Source organism: Streptococcus oralis subsp. oralis, from assembly GCF_002096445.1.
Classification (GTDB): Bacteria; Bacillota; Bacilli; order Lactobacillales; family Streptococcaceae; genus Streptococcus; species Streptococcus oralis_N.
On the sequence record NZ_NCUK01000012.1, the window covers coordinates 347,103 to 364,670 of the forward strand.

A 17,568-nucleotide genomic window follows, 5' to 3' on the forward strand; every position below is an offset into this window, starting at 1 on the left:
AGGTATGCTATAATGGAAATCATGAGACAGTATCGTATTTTGGTGGTTGATGACGACCGGAGCATTTTAAAGCTAGTGAAAAACGTCCTAGAGCTCGATGCTTATGACGTGACGACGCTTGATCGGATAGAAGAGCTAGAGCTGACGGATTTTGTAGGATATGATTTGATTCTGCTAGATGTGATGATGGAGCCTGTTAATGGTTTTGAGCTGTGTTCCTACATTCGTCCTCATCTTTCGTGTCCAATCATCTTTCTGACAGCTAAGGAGTTAGAGGCGGACAAGGTGGAAGGGCTCTTTCGCGGAGCAGATGACTATATTATCAAGCCTTTTGGGACCAAAGAATTGCTGGCGCGTGTCAGAGCTCATCTTCGGCGGGAGGAAAGACGGGAGGAGCGATATTCTGAAATTGCTTCTTGTCAATTTTATCCAGAGCGCTATGAAGTTGCCTGTTTTGGTAAAGTCTTGAAATTTTCAGAGCGTGAGTTTAAGTTACTGCATTTACTTGCTAGCAATCCCAAGCAGACCTTCTCAGCTGAACGCCTGCATACCTTGCTTTACCCAGAAAGCTCAGAAACACAGCTTCGCTCCATCTCAGAATACGTATATCAGATTCGCCAAAAATGCAAACAAGAAGGGCTGCAAGCAATCGCAACAGTGAGAGGAGTAGGCTATAGATGGCAATTAGAACCCGAAATTTCAAAAGCCTAGTCTGGACAACCAGTTTAAAGATCGTCTTTTTTCATGTTTTGATTTTTGTGCTTATAGGTTATGAATTTACGCAAGGAAGTGATCACGTTCTTTTCACCTTGTTCTTTTGGGCAGGGAGCTTGCTGCTGATTACTTTTTATCATATTTTGAAATTGCTCCGAAAAATCGACAGGGAAATAAAAATGCTAACGAGCAAGAAGCTTTTAGAAGAAAACCAAAGCCAGCTTTTTCGGATCGAGGAAATGCTCGAAGTCTATAGCGATTTACGGAGCAGCCACCAAGAAAATGTTCGTCTTCTAGAAAAAGAGCAGCAGCATAATCAGGAGTTGATTTTACAGCTATCAGCGACATCGCACGATTTGAAGACGCCCCTAACTGTGATTAAGGGGAATGCTGAGCTCTTGGAGTTGGCGCAGTTAGGCTATCCACAGGCAGACTATGCTGTTGAGATTTTGCAGGCTAGTCACAAGATGGAAGAGTATTGTGGCTCTTTGATTGATTACGCTAAGACTTTTCAGATTGATGCTAATCAGTTCAGTCAGCTTTCCTTAGAGGACTTTTTGGCTTATCTCCAGGACGATTGGGCACTGTTCAGCAAACAGGAAAGCTATCGTTTTTATCTCCAAGAAGATTGTGACCTTAGTCTGATTTTGTCGATTCATTTGGACTATCTCAAGCGAGCTTTGCTCAATATTTTACTGAATGCGCTTGAACATGCTAATCAGGACCAAAAGGAAGTGAAGCTGACGGTATCAGTGCAGCAGGATCAGTTGGTTTTTGCTATCTGGAATAACGGTCCAGCATTTTCAGAGGAGATGCTGCTGGGAGCGGAACAGCTCTTTTACCAGAGTGACCAAAGCCGCAATTCAGCTAATCCCCATCATGGTATCGGCTTAGCCTTTTCTAAGCAGGTAGCTCTCTTGCATGGTGGCCGTCTGACCCTGCTCAATCCAGATCAAGGAGGAGCCTCTGTCGAGTTGACAATTTCATTAAAATAAATGAGGATGGAAGATTATAAAAACGCATAATACCAAGTGTCCAAAAGACTTGATATTATGCGTTTGATTTTTTTATTATGTAAAGATTTACTGGATTTTCTCTCAAATTGAGTTTTTGTCCAGCCTTGTTTATTTACTTACGATACAAGCGATCGTATTGGTAGAATGGGTCAAAGGTTACGTTGATACCTAGTTTGCGAAGGACATTCTTGTCTTCATCGGTCAAGATGATGGTTGAGTGGGCTTCGCTTCCTTTGAGGTTACCAAGTTCTTCCATGGCACGCGCAGCATCTGGATTTTCCATAGCTGTGATGGCTAGCGCAATCAAAATTTCATTTGAGTGGAGGCGAGGATTGCGGCTACCTAGGTGATCGATTTTAAGACCTTGAATTGGTTTGACGACTTCAGGTTCGATTAGTTTTACTTCTTTAGCGATATCAGCTGATTTTTTGATGGCATTGATCAAGGCAGCGGCTGTAGGGCCAAAGAGTTCTGAGTTTTTACCAGTGACAATGTCACCAGATGGCAATTCGAGAGCAAGGGCAGGTCCGCCGGTTTCTTCAGCTTTTTGACGTGCAGCGACAGCAACCTGACGGTCTGCAGGTGTGATACCGAGGTCGTTCATGAGCAACTCGATTTTCTTGACAGCAGTTTCTCCGACTTTTTCAGCTTTAAAATCAAGTACAGTCTGATAGTAGCGACGGATGATTTCTTGTTTTGAAGCTTCGATAGCAGATTCATTATCAGTAATAGCGAAGCCAACCATGTTGACACCCATGTCTGTTGGTGAAGCGTATGGAGATTCACCGAGAATGCGTTCCAACATACGTTTTAGCACTGGGAAGATTTCGATATCACGGTTGTAATTGACAGTAGTTTCTCCGTAAGTTTGAAGATGGAAGGGGTCAATCATGTTGACATCATCAAGGTCTGCGGTTGCAGCCTCGTAGGCCAAGTTGACCGGATGATGAAGGGGAAGATTCCAAACTGGGAAGGTTTCAAATTTAGCGTAACCAGACTTGATACCATTGATTTGGTCGTGGTACATGTTTGACATGCAAGTTGCCAATTTTCCAGAACCAGGTCCAGGAGCAGTTACGACAATCAAGTTGCGACTGGTTTTGATGTAGTCGTTTTTCCCCATACCTTCTGGAGAAATGATGTGATCCATATCCGTCGGGTATCCTTTGATTGGATAATGAAGATAAGAATCAATCCCGTTTTTATCTAACTGGTTGCGGAAGGCATCTGCAGCTGGTTGGCCAGCGTACTGTGTGATGACAACGGAACCAACAAAAATCCCTAATTCATTGAATTTATCAATCAAACGAAGAACTTCTTGGTCATAAGAAATGCCCAAGTCGCCACGCGCTTTAGAATGCTCGATGTTGCTGGCGTTAATGGCGATCACAACTTCAACCTGCTCTTTCAATTCTTGCAAGAGTTTGATTTTATTGTCAGGCTCATAACCAGGAAGAACGCGAGCAGCGTGGAAATCTTCTAACATTTTGCCACCAAACTCCAAATAGAGTTTGCCGTCAAATTGGTTAATGCGCTCCAAAATGTGGTCGCGCTGTAGATTCAAATATTGTTCAGAACTAAAAGCTTGTTTTTTCATTTTTTTACCTCTGACCTCTATTATAATAAAAAATTGGAAGATAGGAAACTACGGAGCCAAAAAAGAAATCAAAAAGATTAGGCAAACGCTTGCACAAAGTTTGAAAAAGCGCTATCATAGACTATAGATTATTAAAATAATGAGGTAAGAAGATGCAAGAAAAATGGTGGCACAATGCCGTAGTCTATCAAGTCTATCCCAAGAGTTTTATGGATAGCAACGGAGATGGAATTGGCGATTTGCCAGGAATTACTAGTAAGTTAGACTATCTAGCTAAGTTAGGAATCACAGCGATTTGGCTTTCTCCTGTTTATGATAGTCCTATGGATGATAATGGTTATGATATTGCTGATTATCAAGCGATTGCAGCTATTTTCGGAACCATGGAGGACATGGATGAACTCATCGCAGAAGCTAAGAAGCGTGATATTCGAATTATCATGGACTTGGTGGTCAATCATACCTCGGATGAACACGCATGGTTTGTCGAGGCCTGTGAAAATCCTGACAGCCCTGAGCGTGACTACTATATCTGGCGGGATGAACCCAATGATTTGGAGTCTATCTTTAGTGGGTCTGCCTGGGAATACGATGAAAAGTCGGGTCAATACTATCTCCACTTTTTTAGCAAGAAACAGTCCGATCTCAACTGGGAGAATGAAAAACTGCGCCAGAAAATTTACGAGATGATGAACTTCTGGATTGATAAAGGCATTGGTGGTTTCCGTATGGATGTTATTGACATGATTGGAAAAATTCCTGATGAGAAAGTGGTTAATAATGGTCCTATGCTTCATCCCTATCTCAAGGAAATGAATCAGGCGACCTTTGGAGATAAGAATCTCTTGACAGTAGGAGAGACCTGGGGAGCAACGCCAGAGATTGCTAAGCTCTACTCGGATCCAAAGGGACAAGAATTGTCTATGGTCTTCCAGTTTGAACATATCTGTCTTCAATATCAGGAAGGGCAACCTAAGTGGCACTACCAAAAAGAGTTAAATGTAGGGAAGTTAAAAGAAATTTTTAACAAATGGCAGACAGAGTTAGGAGTTGAGGATGGCTGGAATTCCCTCTTCTGGAACAACCATGACCTTCCTCGAATCGTCTCTATCTGGGGAAATGACCAAGAATATCGTGAAAAATCTGCTAAAGCCTTTGCAATCCTGCTTCATCTCATGAGAGGGACACCTTATATCTACCAGGGTGAGGAGATTGGGATGACCAACTATCCATTTGAAACACTGGACCAAGTAGAAGATATTGAATCTCTCAACTATGCGCGTGAAGCTCTTGAAAAAGGCGTTCCGATGGAAGAAATCATGGACAGTATCCGTGTTATTGGTCGTGATAATGCCCGTACCCCGATGCAGTGGGATGAAAGCAAAAATGCTGGCTTCTCAACAGGTCAACCTTGGTTAGCAGTTAATCCAAACTATCAAGAAATCAACGTTCAAGAAGCGCTGGCGAATCCAGATTCTATTTTCTATACCTATCAAAAACTCGTTCAAATTCGTAAGGAGAACAGCTGGCTGATTCGAGCCGACTTTGAATTGCTTGATACAGCTGACAAGGTCTTTGCTTATATCCGTAAGGACGGTGACCGCCGCTTCCTGGTTGTGGCTAACTTGTCCAATGAAAAACAAAACCTTTCAGTAGAAGGAAGAGTTAAGTCAATCTTGATTGAAAACACTACTGCTAAAGAAGCAGTTGAAAAACAAACCTTAGAGCCATGGGATGCTTTCTGTGTGGAACTAACGGATTAAAATAAGTGAACAGCACCGCAAAAGTTAGATTTTTTCTGTCTGACTTTTGGGGTGCTGTTTAATTTGTGGATGTTTTTTAATTTTACAGATAGAAAAAGAGAAGACCAAATGGTCTTCTCAACGGGGGAACTGAATAATTAGAAAGAATCAATCAAAGAGGGTTATTAGTCTTTGAAATTCTTTTGGAAGATCAGGAGAGACAAGATAGAAGTAATGGCTGCCAAGAAGAGGAAGGCACTTGCTTCTTGTTCCCCAGTTGCAGGGAGTAGTCTTTCCTTGTCTTCTTTGATTGTAGCTGTAACAGGAGCTTTTTCATCTTTTGATGATGAATGATCTGTTACGGCTGGAGCAGGTTTTTCAGTCTCTCTTGGTAGAACATACTCAGGAAGAGTCACAACTGGTGGCGCTTCTGTTCCAACTGAGCTTTGTTTGCTACCTACCTCAATCACTCGATCTTGAGCTGGAGTTGCTTCTGTTTGGAGAACCTTGCGATTGTCACCGTCCACTTCAACATACTCGACTAAGAGACCGTCTTTCCCTTCTGATAGAACTTGCTCTTTTCCTTTGTCTAATTGTGGGTTTTCGTGACGAATAGTCTTGAACGGTACGACCTTATTGACGATTTCCAAGCTTGGAAGTGTAAAGACAAGGTCTTTAACCCCTTCCTCAGGACTTGAAGAAGTAATTGGTTTCTCAGGTTGCGCTGGAGTTTCCGGTGGAGTCGGCTTTTCAGGCTGAGCCGGTTTTTCCGGTTGAGCCGGTTTCTCAGGTTGCGCTGGAGTTTCCGGTTGAGTTGGTTTTTCAGGCTGAACTGGCTTTTCAGGCTCAGCAGGTTTTTCCGGTTGCGCCGGTTTCTCAGGTTGCGCCGGTTTTTCCGGTTGAGCCGGTTTCTCAGGTTGCGCTGGAGTTTCCGGTTGAGTCGGTTTCTCAGGTTGCGCCGGTTTTTCCGGTTGAACTGGATTCTCAGGTTGAGTTGGTTGTTCCGGTTGCGCTGGCTTTTCAGGCTGAGCCGGAGTTTCAGGTTGAGCCGGTTTTTCAGGCTGAGCCGCTTCGAGTTTGTTGATTTGTTCGAGAGCAGTTTCTAGCGCTTGATTGACTGCTTCCTGAGTTTTAGCTTCTTGGATTGCAGCAATGGCTTGGTCAGCAATTTCTAATAATTTCTTTTTAGCTTCCTTGTTGGATCCAAGCTCAGCGACTTTTTTCTCGATAGCTTTTGTCAAGCTGTCCATAGCCTTATCGTACTCAATTTCCGGTTGTTTTGGTTCGGCTGGTTTCTCAGGCTGGTCAGGTTTCTCAGGTTCTTCTGGCTGTTCCGGTTGCTCTGGACTAGGTTCCTCTTGGCCTCTTTGATAGTTCTCATCCTTGGATAGGATATCTTGTAGGACGCTGACTGTCAACATGACTTCTTGAACATCCACTGCATCAGCACTGAGTTGGTTTCTCAATTTTTCTAGATTTGCTTGGAATGCTTGGCGTGCAGTAGCCGTATTTTTCAAGCCTGCTGGATCAAAGTTGGACAGATCGTCTTTCCATTTTGAGATAGACTGGATGATATCTGCCTTGCTGTAGAGTTCGCTACCTTCGCCACGAGTGATAAATTGATCTACCTGAATACCGATATTTTGAGACAAATCGTTTCGATCAGGATCTAGTTGAAGGGTGACTGCGTGCAAGTTTTCGTCCAGACCTTTTAAGCTAACCAGAGTTTGATTGCCTTGGCGTTGAGCTGCACGGCCGCTAAAGTATTTCTTACCATCAATAGTTGAAGCATTTCCCATGCCCTCTTGGTAAGGAACTTCTTTGCCATCTAGGAAGACTTTGTAGATACCATGATTTGGATCAACATAGCCCTTGATATCAAGTCCAGTACCGTAGAAGTAGGCTGTGACAGTTGTCTTTTTCTTTTGCTCATCAGTTAAGCGGCCAAAGGAAGCCCAAGACTCAGTCTTTTGGTATTTGTCTGCCGAATTGGTTTCATGGTGCCAGCCAGGACTGTAATCCAACTGACTAGCTTGGTCATCATAACTTGTTTGGTCCTTGATCAGCAATTCAGCTTTCATCACTTGGATGGTTGCATCGGTAGCAAAACCGAGCAGGGCACCATCAGTGACAGAAGTGAGCTTGGCTTTGAAGTCAAAGACAGAGTCGGCTTGTTCTGTAAAGTCAATCGTTGGGATGGTAACAGTCTTTTCTGTTTCTCCATCTTTAAAGGTCACATCTTGAGTTGTATCTTGGTAAACTTTACCGTGAACCCCAGTTCCAGGTTCTGTGATGAAGCGAACAGTAGCAGCCCCCTTGCTTCCACCAACACGTTTAATCTTAACAGTGACTGGTTTTCCTTTTTCGACTTCGTAGTTGGTAGACTCGAGTTCAAACATCCCTTTACTATCATTGTTTAGGGTGTAGATTCCTTCTGTAGCAATTGGTTCGCCTGTTTTATTTACAAGAGTAATAGTGTGTTGGCCTGGTGCTAAATCGCCTGTCTCAAAGACTTTTTGGCTGCGTTTACGGCTAGCATTCTTAGTTTGGACATCGGCAACCTTTTGACCATCAACGTAGACGGACATTTCTCCATGACCAGGATCGACTGTAGAGACGACATAGGCCTTGGTTCCTGTGAAGGTATAGCTTGCTTTGGCATCTTTTTGATTGGTCCACATAGAAGTGCCACGAACCCCTTCAGATTCATTGTACCAAGTTGTTCCGGCTGTATCCGCAGTTGTGTTTGAGTGGTATTCAAGTCCAAGAGGGTAGCCGTCTGTCTTTTCGATACTACTTGGTGTCTTGTAGACTGAGAAGTTAGTCAAGATTGGAGTTGCTTGAGCACCAGTGATGGTTACACGGATTTTTTGTGCTTCAACAGGCTTGCCTTGAACCAAGCGACGGTAACCAACGGTCGAACCTTCACCGTAAGTCACCCAACGTCCGTTGATTTCGACTTCGATCTTGAAACCAGAGATACGTTGCCCTTTGGCGATGTCTTCCTTGAGTTCAACGACGTCAAAGCGTCTCTTTTGCCCTAAATCGACTGTAAAGCTACCAGTTGTGGCATCATTTGAGAGGGCCCAGCTGGTGTCATCTTTACCGTCTGTGAGGTGGCTTTCCTTGTAGAGATGGTTCTGACGAGTAGAACTTGCTGTTACAGTGGCACCTTTGGCAAAGTCAGTCGCATACATTTGGTCTAGGGTTGCTTTGAATTCCTTCAAGCGAGCCACATCTGCATCTGCGAATTTTCCTTCTTTATTTGGTGGAATATTGAGAAGGAGTGGCGTTCCACGACCAACAGACTTGAAGTAGATATCCATCAACTCTTTGAGTGATTTCGGCTGTTGATTGTCATGATAGAACCAGCCCGAACGGATCGAAACATCAGCTTCCCCTACAGAGTACATATCACCATCTGGGTCACCATGGTTGAGGTATTCGTTTTTCACATCGTCTGTGATGTTGGCTCTTTTGACTTTATGCCATACAGGGTCACCTGCAATCCCTCGTTCATTTCCGATCCAGCGAACGCTTGTTGGTTGAGCAGAGAAAATGGCGATATCTCCTTCGGCTTCTTTGATGTATTTGAACCATTCATCAAAGGTATAGGTTACTTTTTGGGCACCGCTACCACGCGCACCGTCCATCCAAACCTCGATAAATTTCCCTTTATTACCGTATTTTGGATTACCAAGGATTTCTTTCAGCTGGTTGAGATAGTATTGGTTGTATTCTTTTTCGGTTGCGACATGGTATTTAGGATGGTTGGCATCCCATGGTGAAAGGTAAACCCCCATGTTCATGTCATACTTGCTAGCGGACTTGGAAACTTCTTCGAGAAGGTCACCCTTTCCATCTTTCCATGGGCTAGCAGCTACGGTATGGTTGGTGTATTTAGATGGGTAAGCAACGAATCCGTCGTGGTGTTTAACAACCATAATAGTTCGTTTGAAGCCCGTTTCCTTCAGAGTGCGAATCCACTGGTCAGTATCCAAGTTGGTTGGATTGAAGTATCGGGGGTCTTCTTTCCCATTACCCCATTCAGAATTGGTATAGGTGTTCATTCCGTAGTGGATGAAGGCTGCCAATTCTTCCTTGTGGTAATCGAGTTGAGCCTTGCTTGGAAGAGGTCCATGATTGCCAATCTCGGTTTCCTTATCTTCTGGATGAGCCACTGGTGGAGTCGGAGTCGTTGGATTAGCTGTATCAGCGACCGGCTCGTATTCAAAGACGACCTCATTCACACCTTTATGCTGGATGGTTGCTTCCAGGCTAGTTTTGACTGGACGGTAGCCAGCAATGTCTTTTGCATGGAAGGTGTTGACAAAGGAAAAGTCATACTCTTGGCCGTCATTGTTATCAACTGTCGCTTCCGCTAGTTCAGTAGTGGTTCCTTTTTGACGGTAGTAAACTTTGAAGGAGCCTTTGTTAACTTTATAGACCACCTTGATGACACGTGTACCGGCAGGCGCTTTGCTGACAACATTGTGCTCTTCAGTCCAAGTATCTTTTAGCTGTTTATTGACTGCTACGCCATCAATGGATACAATTTCGTATTTGTCTTTATTCTTCTGATAGAAGTCCGTTTTCTCGATTTCTTTTTTGAAATTATAGTCAAATGGCGAATCAACAGCTGTCTGTTCGATAAAGGTGTCATTATCTTTGACAGGATTTCCTTCTTCGTCTTCGTGTTGGATAACCACACGACCGTACTCAACTCCCTTGGTCAAGGTAGCGATCCCATCTTGGTTGAAGGAATATTCGTTGCTTCCGATAACAGCTTTCTCATTCCGAAGCATACGCCCTTCATCAGTAAAGTAGTAACGATTTCCGTTGTCTCCCTGGTACCAGCCTTTCACACCATACTTGGCAATCATGTCCTTAACCCATTTCAGTTGTTCAGGTGAAAGGACGAGTCCGCCACCAAAGCGATCCTTTTCAGCCACACCATTGTCAACGGTTCCGTGTTGGTGAACCCCCAGAACTTTTCCTTGGCTATCGACAATCCCGCCACCAGACAAACCAGATACAGAAGTGGTTTTGTAGGTGATACCAGTCGTTCCCTTATCATCATAGGACTCAACAGATCGGATGGTCCCATCTGCCTTGTAAAGCTGACCAGCTAGGATAGGTTGTTTCAGTTCTTTTGAGCTCGAGTCAGTTGGGTAGCCAATCGTACTGATGGCTTCTCCCGGCTGATGCGTTTTGTGTTCCGCTAAAGGCGCAAAGGTTGCTGCTTTGTTTGGACTAGCAATCGGAAGAGGAATAGGAGCTTCTACAAGAGCAAGGTCATTCTTATAGCCTTTTCCAAACTCCTTCTTGTTCCAGAAATGGATATCCTTTTCTCTGAATAAAACCGTAGTTCCAGAAGATGGCAGTGAGTTTTTCTTTTCGCTGTTTGAACCAACGTTATAGTAGAACTGGGCAGATTTTCCACCACGAATGTGACCTTCGCCAGTTTCTTTATTGGCTTCTAGGAAGTTATGAGCAACGGTAAGGATCAGGTTAGGTGCTACGAAGATACCTGAGCCTGAAACGAGGTAGCGTTGTTCCCCTGCATTGTAAGTGCTGTAAACCATAGTAGCAGCAGTAGCAGGTTGTCCCTCGTAGTTGATGTGTTTGAGGTCTTGTCCACCGTTAATGATGGCACGATTTCCGTTCTCAGCTTCTTTTGGAGCTTCTTCCTTGTCCTTTAGAATGCTCTTAGTTTCTACTTTTGGACTAGCTTTTTGGTCAACGATAGTAGTCGTATCGAGTTCTTTGACAGGTGTGTCTGGATAGGCACGGTCCTGAATGTCTTCAGGGAGCAAGTCAGCACTGTTAGTATCGGCAGCAGGTGTTTCTTGTTTTTCAGCTTCTACACGGCCTTCTTCTTTGACTGGTTCAGTCTTGGTCTCTTCTATATCTGCTACTTGTTTCATTTGCTGATCTAAATTGGATGTTGTGGCAGGAGACGTTTCATCTGCACGCACGGTTCCAGAAGCAAAAAATGCCAGTCCCACGATAACAGATGCCACACCTACAGTCAACTTCCGAATGCTAAATGTTTGCCCTTTTTCAAAAAGGTATCGATTCATAATATACTCCTAGTTTTTAGAAAGGCAGTCAGCTACTGCCCAAGCCCAAGTATGACTTGGTTACAACTTGATTTAATGAAAAACTCTCTGATAATTTGTAAGCCACCTTACCTCCTGCTTATAAAACGCTTTCATTTTAAGATAAAAAAATTTAAAAGGTCATTTCTCCCTTAAAATGACTGAAAACTTTTAATATAACAAATATACTAAATTAATGAAAGAATTGCAATAGCAAAAAGCAAAAAAATAAATATAAATTAAAGAAAATCAGTTACTTTTTAAAGAAAAAACGCATCCTTTCATGGCTCAAACTAAATGAAGGGATACGTTTTAAAAAGAAATTAGAGTATTTTTTGGAGAGACTCTTGGATGGTTTTGGGGTCTGTTTTGGAAGAGAAGCGCTCAAGGACTTGCCCATCTCGACCAATGAGAAACTTAGCAAAATTCCATTCGATTCGTTTTCCTAGCGGGCCAGATTTCTGGTCTCTTAGCCAAACATAAAGAGGATCTGCCTCCTTGCCGTTGACCTTGATCTTGGCAAAGCGAGGGAAAGTGGTCTGATAGTGTAGACTGCAGAAACTATTGATTTCCTCTGCGCTGCCAGGTGCTTGTCCCATAAACTGATTGCAAGGGAAATCTAGGATTTCAAAGCCCTGATCTTGATAGCGTTCATAGAGTTCTTGAAGTCCCTGGTACTGGGGCGTTAAACCACATCCTGTAGCAGTGTTGACAATCAAGAGAACCTTGCCACGATAGCTATCCAGGGGAGTTGCTTGGTTGTTTTGGTTTAAAACGGAAAAATCATATATACTGGTCATGAGAGCCTCTTTTCTTTTTCTACATTGTAACAGTTTTTACCCTTTTCGTCGAGTTGGATGAGAGAAGTTGTCAAAATAATACACAATTGTACATAAATCAGGACAAAATGATGCTCCTTTTATGAAACATGGTATAATAGGCCTATGTAGCTAAATGTAGTGTACCTATCACTAGGGAATCAGAAAAAGGATAAAACAGCCATGTCAACAGTAAAAAGTGATCTAAATATTGCGCAAACATATGCGACTCAGCTTAAAAATGCTTGTCAATCGTTAACAGCGATCGCTGCGGCTAGTCAGGATGACTTAACGACCCTTCAAGGGAATAACAAGGCCCATCAATGTCTGACAAAGGATCAAAATCTAGCTAGTCAGATTACAGCCGCTGTCACCCTAACTTCCGAACGACTTCACTCTGTAGCGAGTGATTTTGAAGCGCTAGATAAGGCTGCGGCCAATGGTTTTGGGAGTCATGCATGAGCAAGTTAGATGAGTTGAAGAAAAGAGAGCGAGAACTCTTGTACCAGCTAGAAGACAATGGAAAAGAGAAGTACCGCACCAAAGAACTGCTAGAAACCTTTGAAGGATATGATAGAGCCAGCCACCGTTATCAAAGTGATTTGTGGGAGACAGCCTATCAGAGCCGATATGCAGGACAGTTGGAAGAAACGCTCCTGCAGAGAAATCATCTCAAAAACCAAATCTTTGAGGACCTCAGCTACCGCATGGATGATTTGAAGAAAGGAAAGTTCCGGTTAGAGGGAGACTTGGATGCGGTTTACTATGAAAGACGCAAAGAACTAGAAAGAGAGGAGGAAAAACAACATGGGCATTGATATGTATTTGGAACAATCGCAACTACAAAGTTCGAGTGTAGCGACCATGTGCCAATCTCAGGTGGAGGCTTATCAAGATTTGCAATCAGCCATCCAAAAGTTTTCAGAGGATACGGAGAGTTTAAAGGGTAACGCTTATGATTCGGCTAGAAGTTTTTTTGCAAGTGTCTTACTACCCTTGAGCAAAGGGGGACAACTCTATGCAGAAACCTTCTCTCAAGCCATCAAGAAATTGCCAGAAGACTACCAAAGTATGGTTGACAGCAAGAGTTGGCGCGAGGACGATCTACTTGATAAGATCCGCCAGGAAGAGCAAATGATTGCCTATCTAGATGAAGTCAATCAATCCCTTTCTAGCTTGACCATGGATAGCGAAGAAAAAGGGAGATTGAGACGCAGTAATGTGGAACTCATGCGAGGACACCATGCGAATAAACGTGTCTATGAAACAATCTTGGGAGACCTGCGTGCCTATGATAGCTATTCAGGAAGACTGTTCGATGAACTAGACAGTATCGATGTGCAACTGAGTCGTGGGCTGGCCCAGATCGAAACGAGCTGGGATGCCAAGCAAGGTGTCTTTAAAATTCCATCTGACCTGACTTGGGCCAACTACCTGACTGCCTATTCTGACACAAAGGACATGAAGCTCAGTCGCCAAGAGAAAGCCTTTGTCCAAACCATGATGGCAGAATACGGCTTTGATGCCGAGACAGCCCAACAACTCTTGACCATCAAGCAAGGGATAGATAGGAAATTTCCAACCTCTAGTCAAGAATTTCGTGACTATATCTTTTTACGAGTCATTGGTGCAGCCTACTATAATGACTTTAAGTGGAACGAAACGGCGGGTGGTTTGGGGCAATATTTTTATAAAGAATTTGTGAGTGATCCACAGACAGGCCAAAAATGGATAACATTGAAACCAATAGTAGAAATTTATCAAGAACTGGGATTGAAAGAAGAAAAGGCCAAAGAACTGTATTATAATCTTAGACTGCAACACGAATTGGCTAGTGGGGAAAATAATGATTCAGAAACATTAAAAGTAAATTCTCCAAAGTTATATGAAACTTATAAAAAACGTTATTCCGAAGCTTATGATAAAGAAGATGATTTTGATAAGTTTTGGGATACCAAACTGAAGGCCTATTCTAACAATGGAGCGGGCCATGCAGACTTCACCCACCAGTCCATCACTATGGCGACTCACCTTAATCCTAATCAAGTTCAGTTAGCCGATCTCTATGGCGGTAGAGAGCGTGTCAAGGACCTTTCTGGCTGGGAGGGAGATACGACCTTTAATGCAAACGATATGAAGCCAAGTATCGGAGAGGATGACTACAAGGCGGATTTGGACTCGGTCAACCTTATCGGCCGTATGCAAAAGGGGCAATCCTATGACCAAGCCATCTCTTCTTACTATGCTGACCTTCAAAAAGACTCCTCTCAGAGAGAAAGAGAATTCCTAAAAAATAAGGATTGGGATACAGTCAGAGATACTATTTATGATAGTTTGCGACCAACGGATATTAAGCTAGATGGAGAGGATGCTCTTAAAGCATATATTGAAAGAAAATATCCAGGAGTGTCCAAGTTTTTAAATCGTTTAGAAGCTGTGGCGGACTAGGAGGAAGTCTATGAAGAAAATACTAGGTGTTTTAACAATAGTTGTATTACTTGTATCAGTTTCTCTTTACTTCTTTATGCATCAACCTAAAAACATTTTTGATGAAATCTACCAGGAAACTGAGAAAACTTATCAGACAAATAATATTTTAAGAAACATAGATGGATTTGATATTAAACCAGTTTGGCCAAGCGACGGAGAATTTTTAAGGTATACACCTTCAGGAAATTATAAAAATCTTCCGGAAGGTTATCTTGAACTAAGAATTGGATTTAGTTTTTATTCCGAAGATGAAATTGGTTCGATTTCATTTGAAAAACGAATAGAGTCCAACTTTAGTATAAAAATGTGGACTGTATATTCTCATAAAGAAGGTAATTTAAAAAAATTTGTAAAAATAGTTTTGAAGAAGGCAGATACGAAAAATTACATCGAAGACGAAGCTCAGGTAAAATCCTACCTAGAGCAGTATGGTATCACTGCCAAGGATTTGGATTCTTATTACGACGAAATCGTCAACCAGAAAGTCCTGAAAGATTGGTGCTCGATTTATGACAGTAAATACTCGCCAAGCAATTATGGCGATGTCAAGGTTGAAACCCAGTGGGAGAATTGGTGATAATATGAAGAAAACACTCAGTATATTGGCTATAGTCATAATAATCATATCATCCTATTTCTACTTTTTTACTAAACAACCTAAAAACATTTTTGATGAGATTTACCAAGAAACGGCAAAAAACTATTTGGGCCATTATAACTTCAAAGACTTAAAACATGTGACAGTAAAAAATCGAAAGCTTTATGATTCGAATATGAATGAAATGGATAAGTATGAATCAATAATAACATACGATGATTCTTCTCTTGAAAGCGATGTGAAGAATTTAGAACTAGGGTTTAATTTTGATGGTAGTAGTAAAGGTGTAAATATTTGGTTTGAAAGATATGCTAACTCAGGAGAAAAAATTAACTTTGTTATTCATTACGAATTTAAGAAAAAAGTATTAGTTAAAAAAATTCTGATTTATGAAAATAGATCGGAAACATATATCGAAGACGAGGCCCAAGTGAAATCCTACTTAGAGCAGTACGGTATTACAGCTAAGGATTTGGATTTTTACTACGACGAAATCGTCAACCAGAAAGTTTTGAAGGACTGGTGTACCATCTATGACAGTAAGTACTCGCCAAGCAACTATGGCGATGTCAAGATTGAAACCCAGTGGGAGAATTGGTGACGAGGGTCAGTAGATATTTTGGAAAATATTCTATGAATTGAAGTGGAAATCCCACCTAGAACGAACTAGGTGGGATTCTTTGCCTATAAATTAAAAAATTAGCGAATCTTGCTCTATTTTTTAACGTGTTCCGATAAAAAGGCGTAGGTCATGCTTCCAAAGATGGCACCAATTCCCAAACCCAAGACCAGTAAAGGGAGCGTTTTATCGAAATGGAAGAGGTCATCCCAAAAGGTATCGAGGGGAAGATGCTGAGCAAAGAGTTTATGAAAGATTAGTAAGAGAAAGAGAATAAGCTGAATGCTGAGGAATACACCCCAACTACGAAGGTTGATTTGGCTTTTGCTGTAGCTTTTGTGATGGATTTCGGACGGGTCATCCTTGTCTAAATGTAAGTTGCGAACTGCTAGTCTCGCCCTAGATGCGAGGACGAAGATAAGTCCAAAATAGAGGTAGGGCATGGCATCTCGAACCAACTCTATGAAGCGTCCAAATAGGAGATAGAACAAGAAGAGTAGGAGGGAGGAGTAAACGATTTGGATCAAGGCACGGGCACAAGCCTTGTAAATCATCTCTTGACGGCATTCATCAAAAGGCCCTTGTATGTGAAAGAATAGTTTGAGTAAGCGAGTGGTGAAATCTTCTTTTTTCATGGGAGTAACCTCCTAAATGAGCGATTTTTGATTGACTTCTTTAAAGAGTTGATAGAGAGTATAGAAGTAAACCAAACTAAAAATGATACAGATTATTAGAAATACCAGGTATCTCCAATCCATAGGATTTGTTAAAAGTTGTGGAAAGGATACGAGGATAAAACAGAGAGATGCGTTTAGAAGACGTATTTTTTTTGATTGGATTTTCTGGAATCTCTGTCCCTTGTTCAATACAGGAAGGAATAAAAGAAAGATAATCAAGAAAGGAGTCTCAATATGTCCAGAAAGTAGGAAAAAGGTAACAAAGATACTGATAAAAACATGACTGATCAGTAGCCTAGCTAGTGATTTCATAAGGAACCTCCTAGTCGTCTTCTCGATCTTTCTTGGCTTTTCGAATGCGCAGAGAGACGATAATTTGTATGGTCACTCCGAAGAAGAGGGTAGCTAGGATAGTTGATACAAAATGCCCTGTATTTAAAAGAGAACCAAGATAATCCTTGCTATCATCGGTTAGGACATTCAGAAGCGGTATTCCAAAGAACATGCCCATGCCATAGATCAGACCGGCCTTTAGACCAGGAAAATGTAGCTGTTTACTTTCTTTTTGACTCAGCATTTCGGGGTCAATAGCTGTGATGCCTGTTTTTTTGGTTTGGGAGACCACATAGAGGGCAGCCATCATCGAAATGCCAAACACCACGAGAGGATAGCCGATAGCGACAATTTGTGGGTATTTATAAGCAAGGATAAAGGGGATGAGGTTGCCAAATATCATGAGATAAAAGAGAACGATAAAGACCTGATTCCCGATACGATCGGCCTCGCGCCGTTTGTGTTCGTCAAGGGGACCAGAAATACCGTATGTGCGTTTGATGAGTTTTTCAGTGAGAGTTTCTTTTTTCATTTGTTTGCTCCTTTTTTAAAAATCGTCTTCCCAAAAGAGGCTGTTAAGGTCAGTTTGGAGGCTGCGGGCGAGGTTGAGACAGAGTTCCAGGGTTGGATTGTACTTGTCATTTTCAATCATGTTGATAGTCTGTCTCGAGACACCGATATCTTTGGCGAGTTCGAGCTGGGAAATGCCCAGTTCCTTGCGGAATTCTTTCACACGATTCATAGGGTCTCCTTTCTGGCATGTCGCATATATTTGACTATATTATATTCTTTTGGAGATGAGGTGTCAAGTATATGTGACATATTTTTGAGAATTTTTTTCGAAGAAACTTAGCCTTGTCTGA

15 protein-coding genes are annotated in these 17,568 nt (G+C 42.2%); 8 read left to right on the top strand and 7 right to left on the bottom strand.

What is annotated here, in order from left to right; all coding sequences use genetic code 11:
* Positions 1-12 precede the first annotated feature (12 nt).
* Both B7721_RS02905 and B7721_RS02910 read left to right on the top strand, forming a co-directional pair.
* Positions 13-711 carry a response regulator transcription factor gene (locus tag B7721_RS02905; RefSeq protein ID WP_084877410.1) on the top strand — a complete coding sequence of 233 codons (699 nt, stop codon included), beginning with the start codon at positions 13-15 and terminating at the stop codon, positions 709-711.
* Positions 678-1,709: a sensor histidine kinase gene (locus tag B7721_RS02910; protein WP_084877412.1), complete on the top strand. Its 1,032-nt coding sequence runs from the start codon at positions 678-680 to the stop codon at positions 1,707-1,709. Before B7721_RS02905 ends, B7721_RS02910 begins: the two co-directional genes overlap by 34 nt.
* A 133-nt stretch (positions 1,710-1,842) precedes the next feature.
* Here the strand turns inward: B7721_RS02910 and B7721_RS02915 are convergent, their stop codons facing one another.
* A complete protein-coding gene (locus tag B7721_RS02915) occupies positions 1,843-3,327 on the bottom strand; it encodes a DUF1846 domain-containing protein (protein WP_084877413.1) in 1,485 nt (494 codons plus the stop codon).
* 152 nt (positions 3,328-3,479) lie between these two features.
* On the opposite strand from B7721_RS02915, the gene B7721_RS02920 reads away from it, so the two are divergent.
* A complete protein-coding gene (locus B7721_RS02920) occupies positions 3,480-5,090 on the top strand; it encodes a glycoside hydrolase family 13 protein (RefSeq protein WP_084877415.1) in 1,611 nt (536 codons plus the stop codon).
* Between the two features lie 164 nt (positions 5,091-5,254).
* Here B7721_RS02920 and B7721_RS02925 read toward each other — a convergent pair whose 3' ends face one another.
* Positions 5,255-11,152, bottom strand: coding sequence for an alpha-L-fucosidase (locus B7721_RS02925; protein WP_084877416.1), 5,898 nt, complete (start codon positions 11,150-11,152; stop codon positions 5,255-5,257).
* A gap of 341 nt (positions 11,153-11,493) precedes the next feature.
* A complete protein-coding gene (locus tag B7721_RS02930) occupies positions 11,494-11,970 on the bottom strand; it encodes a glutathione peroxidase (protein WP_084877418.1) in 477 nt (158 codons plus the stop codon).
* 201 nt (positions 11,971-12,171) lie between these two features.
* Here B7721_RS02930 and B7721_RS02935 point away from each other — a divergent pair, with 201 nt between their 5' ends.
* Genes B7721_RS02935 through B7721_RS02955 form a run of 5 tightly spaced genes read left to right on the top strand, consistent with a single transcriptional unit; the run spans position 12,172 to position 15,677 of the window.
* The gene (locus tag B7721_RS02935; protein ID WP_084877419.1) at positions 12,172-12,450 is read left to right on the top strand and encodes a TIGR04197 family type VII secretion effector; all 279 of its coding nucleotides are present in this window, start codon (positions 12,172-12,174) and stop codon (positions 12,448-12,450) included.
* Positions 12,447-12,806: a DUF3958 family protein gene (locus tag B7721_RS02940; RefSeq protein WP_084877420.1), complete on the top strand. Its 360-nt coding sequence runs from the start codon at positions 12,447-12,449 to the stop codon at positions 12,804-12,806. The genes B7721_RS02935 and B7721_RS02940 overlap by 4 nt, the downstream gene beginning before the upstream one ends.
* Complete coding sequence (locus B7721_RS02945) at positions 12,796-14,436, top strand: T7SS effector LXG polymorphic toxin (protein ID WP_084877422.1); 1,641 nt, start codon at positions 12,796-12,798, stop codon at positions 14,434-14,436. The genes B7721_RS02940 and B7721_RS02945 overlap by 11 nt, the downstream gene beginning before the upstream one ends.
* 10 nt (positions 14,437-14,446) lie before the next feature.
* Positions 14,447-15,055: a TipC family immunity protein gene (locus B7721_RS02950; RefSeq protein ID WP_084877423.1), complete on the top strand. Its 609-nt coding sequence runs from the start codon at positions 14,447-14,449 to the stop codon at positions 15,053-15,055.
* Between the two features lie 4 nt (positions 15,056-15,059).
* The gene (locus tag B7721_RS02955; RefSeq protein ID WP_084877425.1) at positions 15,060-15,677 is read left to right on the top strand and encodes a TipC family immunity protein; all 618 of its coding nucleotides are present in this window, start codon (positions 15,060-15,062) and stop codon (positions 15,675-15,677) included.
* Positions 15,678-15,790: 113 nt separating this feature from the next.
* Here B7721_RS02955 and B7721_RS02960 read toward each other — a convergent pair whose 3' ends face one another.
* Genes B7721_RS02960 through B7721_RS02975 form a run of 4 tightly spaced genes read right to left on the bottom strand, consistent with a single transcriptional unit; the run spans position 15,791 to position 17,447 of the window.
* Positions 15,791-16,330 (bottom strand): DUF3278 domain-containing protein, encoded by a 540-nt coding sequence (locus B7721_RS02960; RefSeq protein ID WP_084877427.1) that lies wholly within the window; start codon positions 16,328-16,330, stop codon positions 15,791-15,793.
* A gap of 12 nt (positions 16,331-16,342) precedes the next feature.
* Complete coding sequence (locus B7721_RS10200; protein ID WP_084877428.1) at positions 16,343-16,684, bottom strand: hypothetical protein; 342 nt, start codon at positions 16,682-16,684, stop codon at positions 16,343-16,345.
* 10 nt (positions 16,685-16,694) lie between these two features.
* Positions 16,695-17,237, bottom strand: a complete 543-nt coding sequence (locus B7721_RS02970; protein ID WP_084877430.1) for a DUF3278 domain-containing protein — start codon at positions 17,235-17,237, stop codon at positions 16,695-16,697.
* Between the two features lie 15 nt (positions 17,238-17,252).
* Complete coding sequence (locus B7721_RS02975; protein ID WP_001082470.1) at positions 17,253-17,447, bottom strand: helix-turn-helix transcriptional regulator; 195 nt, start codon at positions 17,445-17,447, stop codon at positions 17,253-17,255.
* Between the last annotated feature and the right edge of the window lie 121 nt (positions 17,448-17,568).

What these genes read in the sequence shown, in the direction of transcription:
- B7721_RS02905 (WP_084877410.1), top strand. Translation starts at nt 13, where the DNA reads ATGGAAATCATGAGACAGTATCGTATTTTGGTGGTTGATGACGACCGG.
- B7721_RS02910 (WP_084877412.1), top strand. Translation starts at nt 678, where the DNA reads ATGGCAATTAGAACCCGAAATTTCAAAAGCCTAGTCTGGACAACCAGT.
- B7721_RS02915 (WP_084877413.1), bottom strand. Translation starts at nt 3,327, where the DNA reads ATGAAAAAACAAGCTTTTAGTTCTGAACAATATTTGAATCTACAGCGC.
- B7721_RS02920 (WP_084877415.1), top strand. Translation starts at nt 3,480, where the DNA reads ATGCAAGAAAAATGGTGGCACAATGCCGTAGTCTATCAAGTCTATCCC.
- B7721_RS02925 (WP_084877416.1), bottom strand. Translation starts at nt 11,152, where the DNA reads ATGAATCGATACCTTTTTGAAAAAGGGCAAACATTTAGCATTCGGAAG.
- B7721_RS02930 (WP_084877418.1), bottom strand. Translation starts at nt 11,970, where the DNA reads ATGACCAGTATATATGATTTTTCCGTTTTAAACCAAAACAACCAAGCA.
- B7721_RS02935 (WP_084877419.1), top strand. Translation starts at nt 12,172, where the DNA reads ATGTCAACAGTAAAAAGTGATCTAAATATTGCGCAAACATATGCGACT.
- B7721_RS02940 (WP_084877420.1), top strand. Translation starts at nt 12,447, where the DNA reads ATGAGCAAGTTAGATGAGTTGAAGAAAAGAGAGCGAGAACTCTTGTAC.
- B7721_RS02945 (WP_084877422.1), top strand. Translation starts at nt 12,796, where the DNA reads ATGGGCATTGATATGTATTTGGAACAATCGCAACTACAAAGTTCGAGT.
- B7721_RS02950 (WP_084877423.1), top strand. Translation starts at nt 14,447, where the DNA reads ATGAAGAAAATACTAGGTGTTTTAACAATAGTTGTATTACTTGTATCA.
- B7721_RS02955 (WP_084877425.1), top strand. Translation starts at nt 15,060, where the DNA reads ATGAAGAAAACACTCAGTATATTGGCTATAGTCATAATAATCATATCA.
- B7721_RS02960 (WP_084877427.1), bottom strand. Translation starts at nt 16,330, where the DNA reads ATGAAAAAAGAAGATTTCACCACTCGCTTACTCAAACTATTCTTTCAC.
- B7721_RS10200 (WP_084877428.1), bottom strand. Translation starts at nt 16,684, where the DNA reads ATGAAATCACTAGCTAGGCTACTGATCAGTCATGTTTTTATCAGTATC.
- B7721_RS02970 (WP_084877430.1), bottom strand. Translation starts at nt 17,237, where the DNA reads ATGAAAAAAGAAACTCTCACTGAAAAACTCATCAAACGCACATACGGT.
- B7721_RS02975 (WP_001082470.1), bottom strand. Translation starts at nt 17,447, where the DNA reads ATGAATCGTGTGAAAGAATTCCGCAAGGAACTGGGCATTTCCCAGCTC.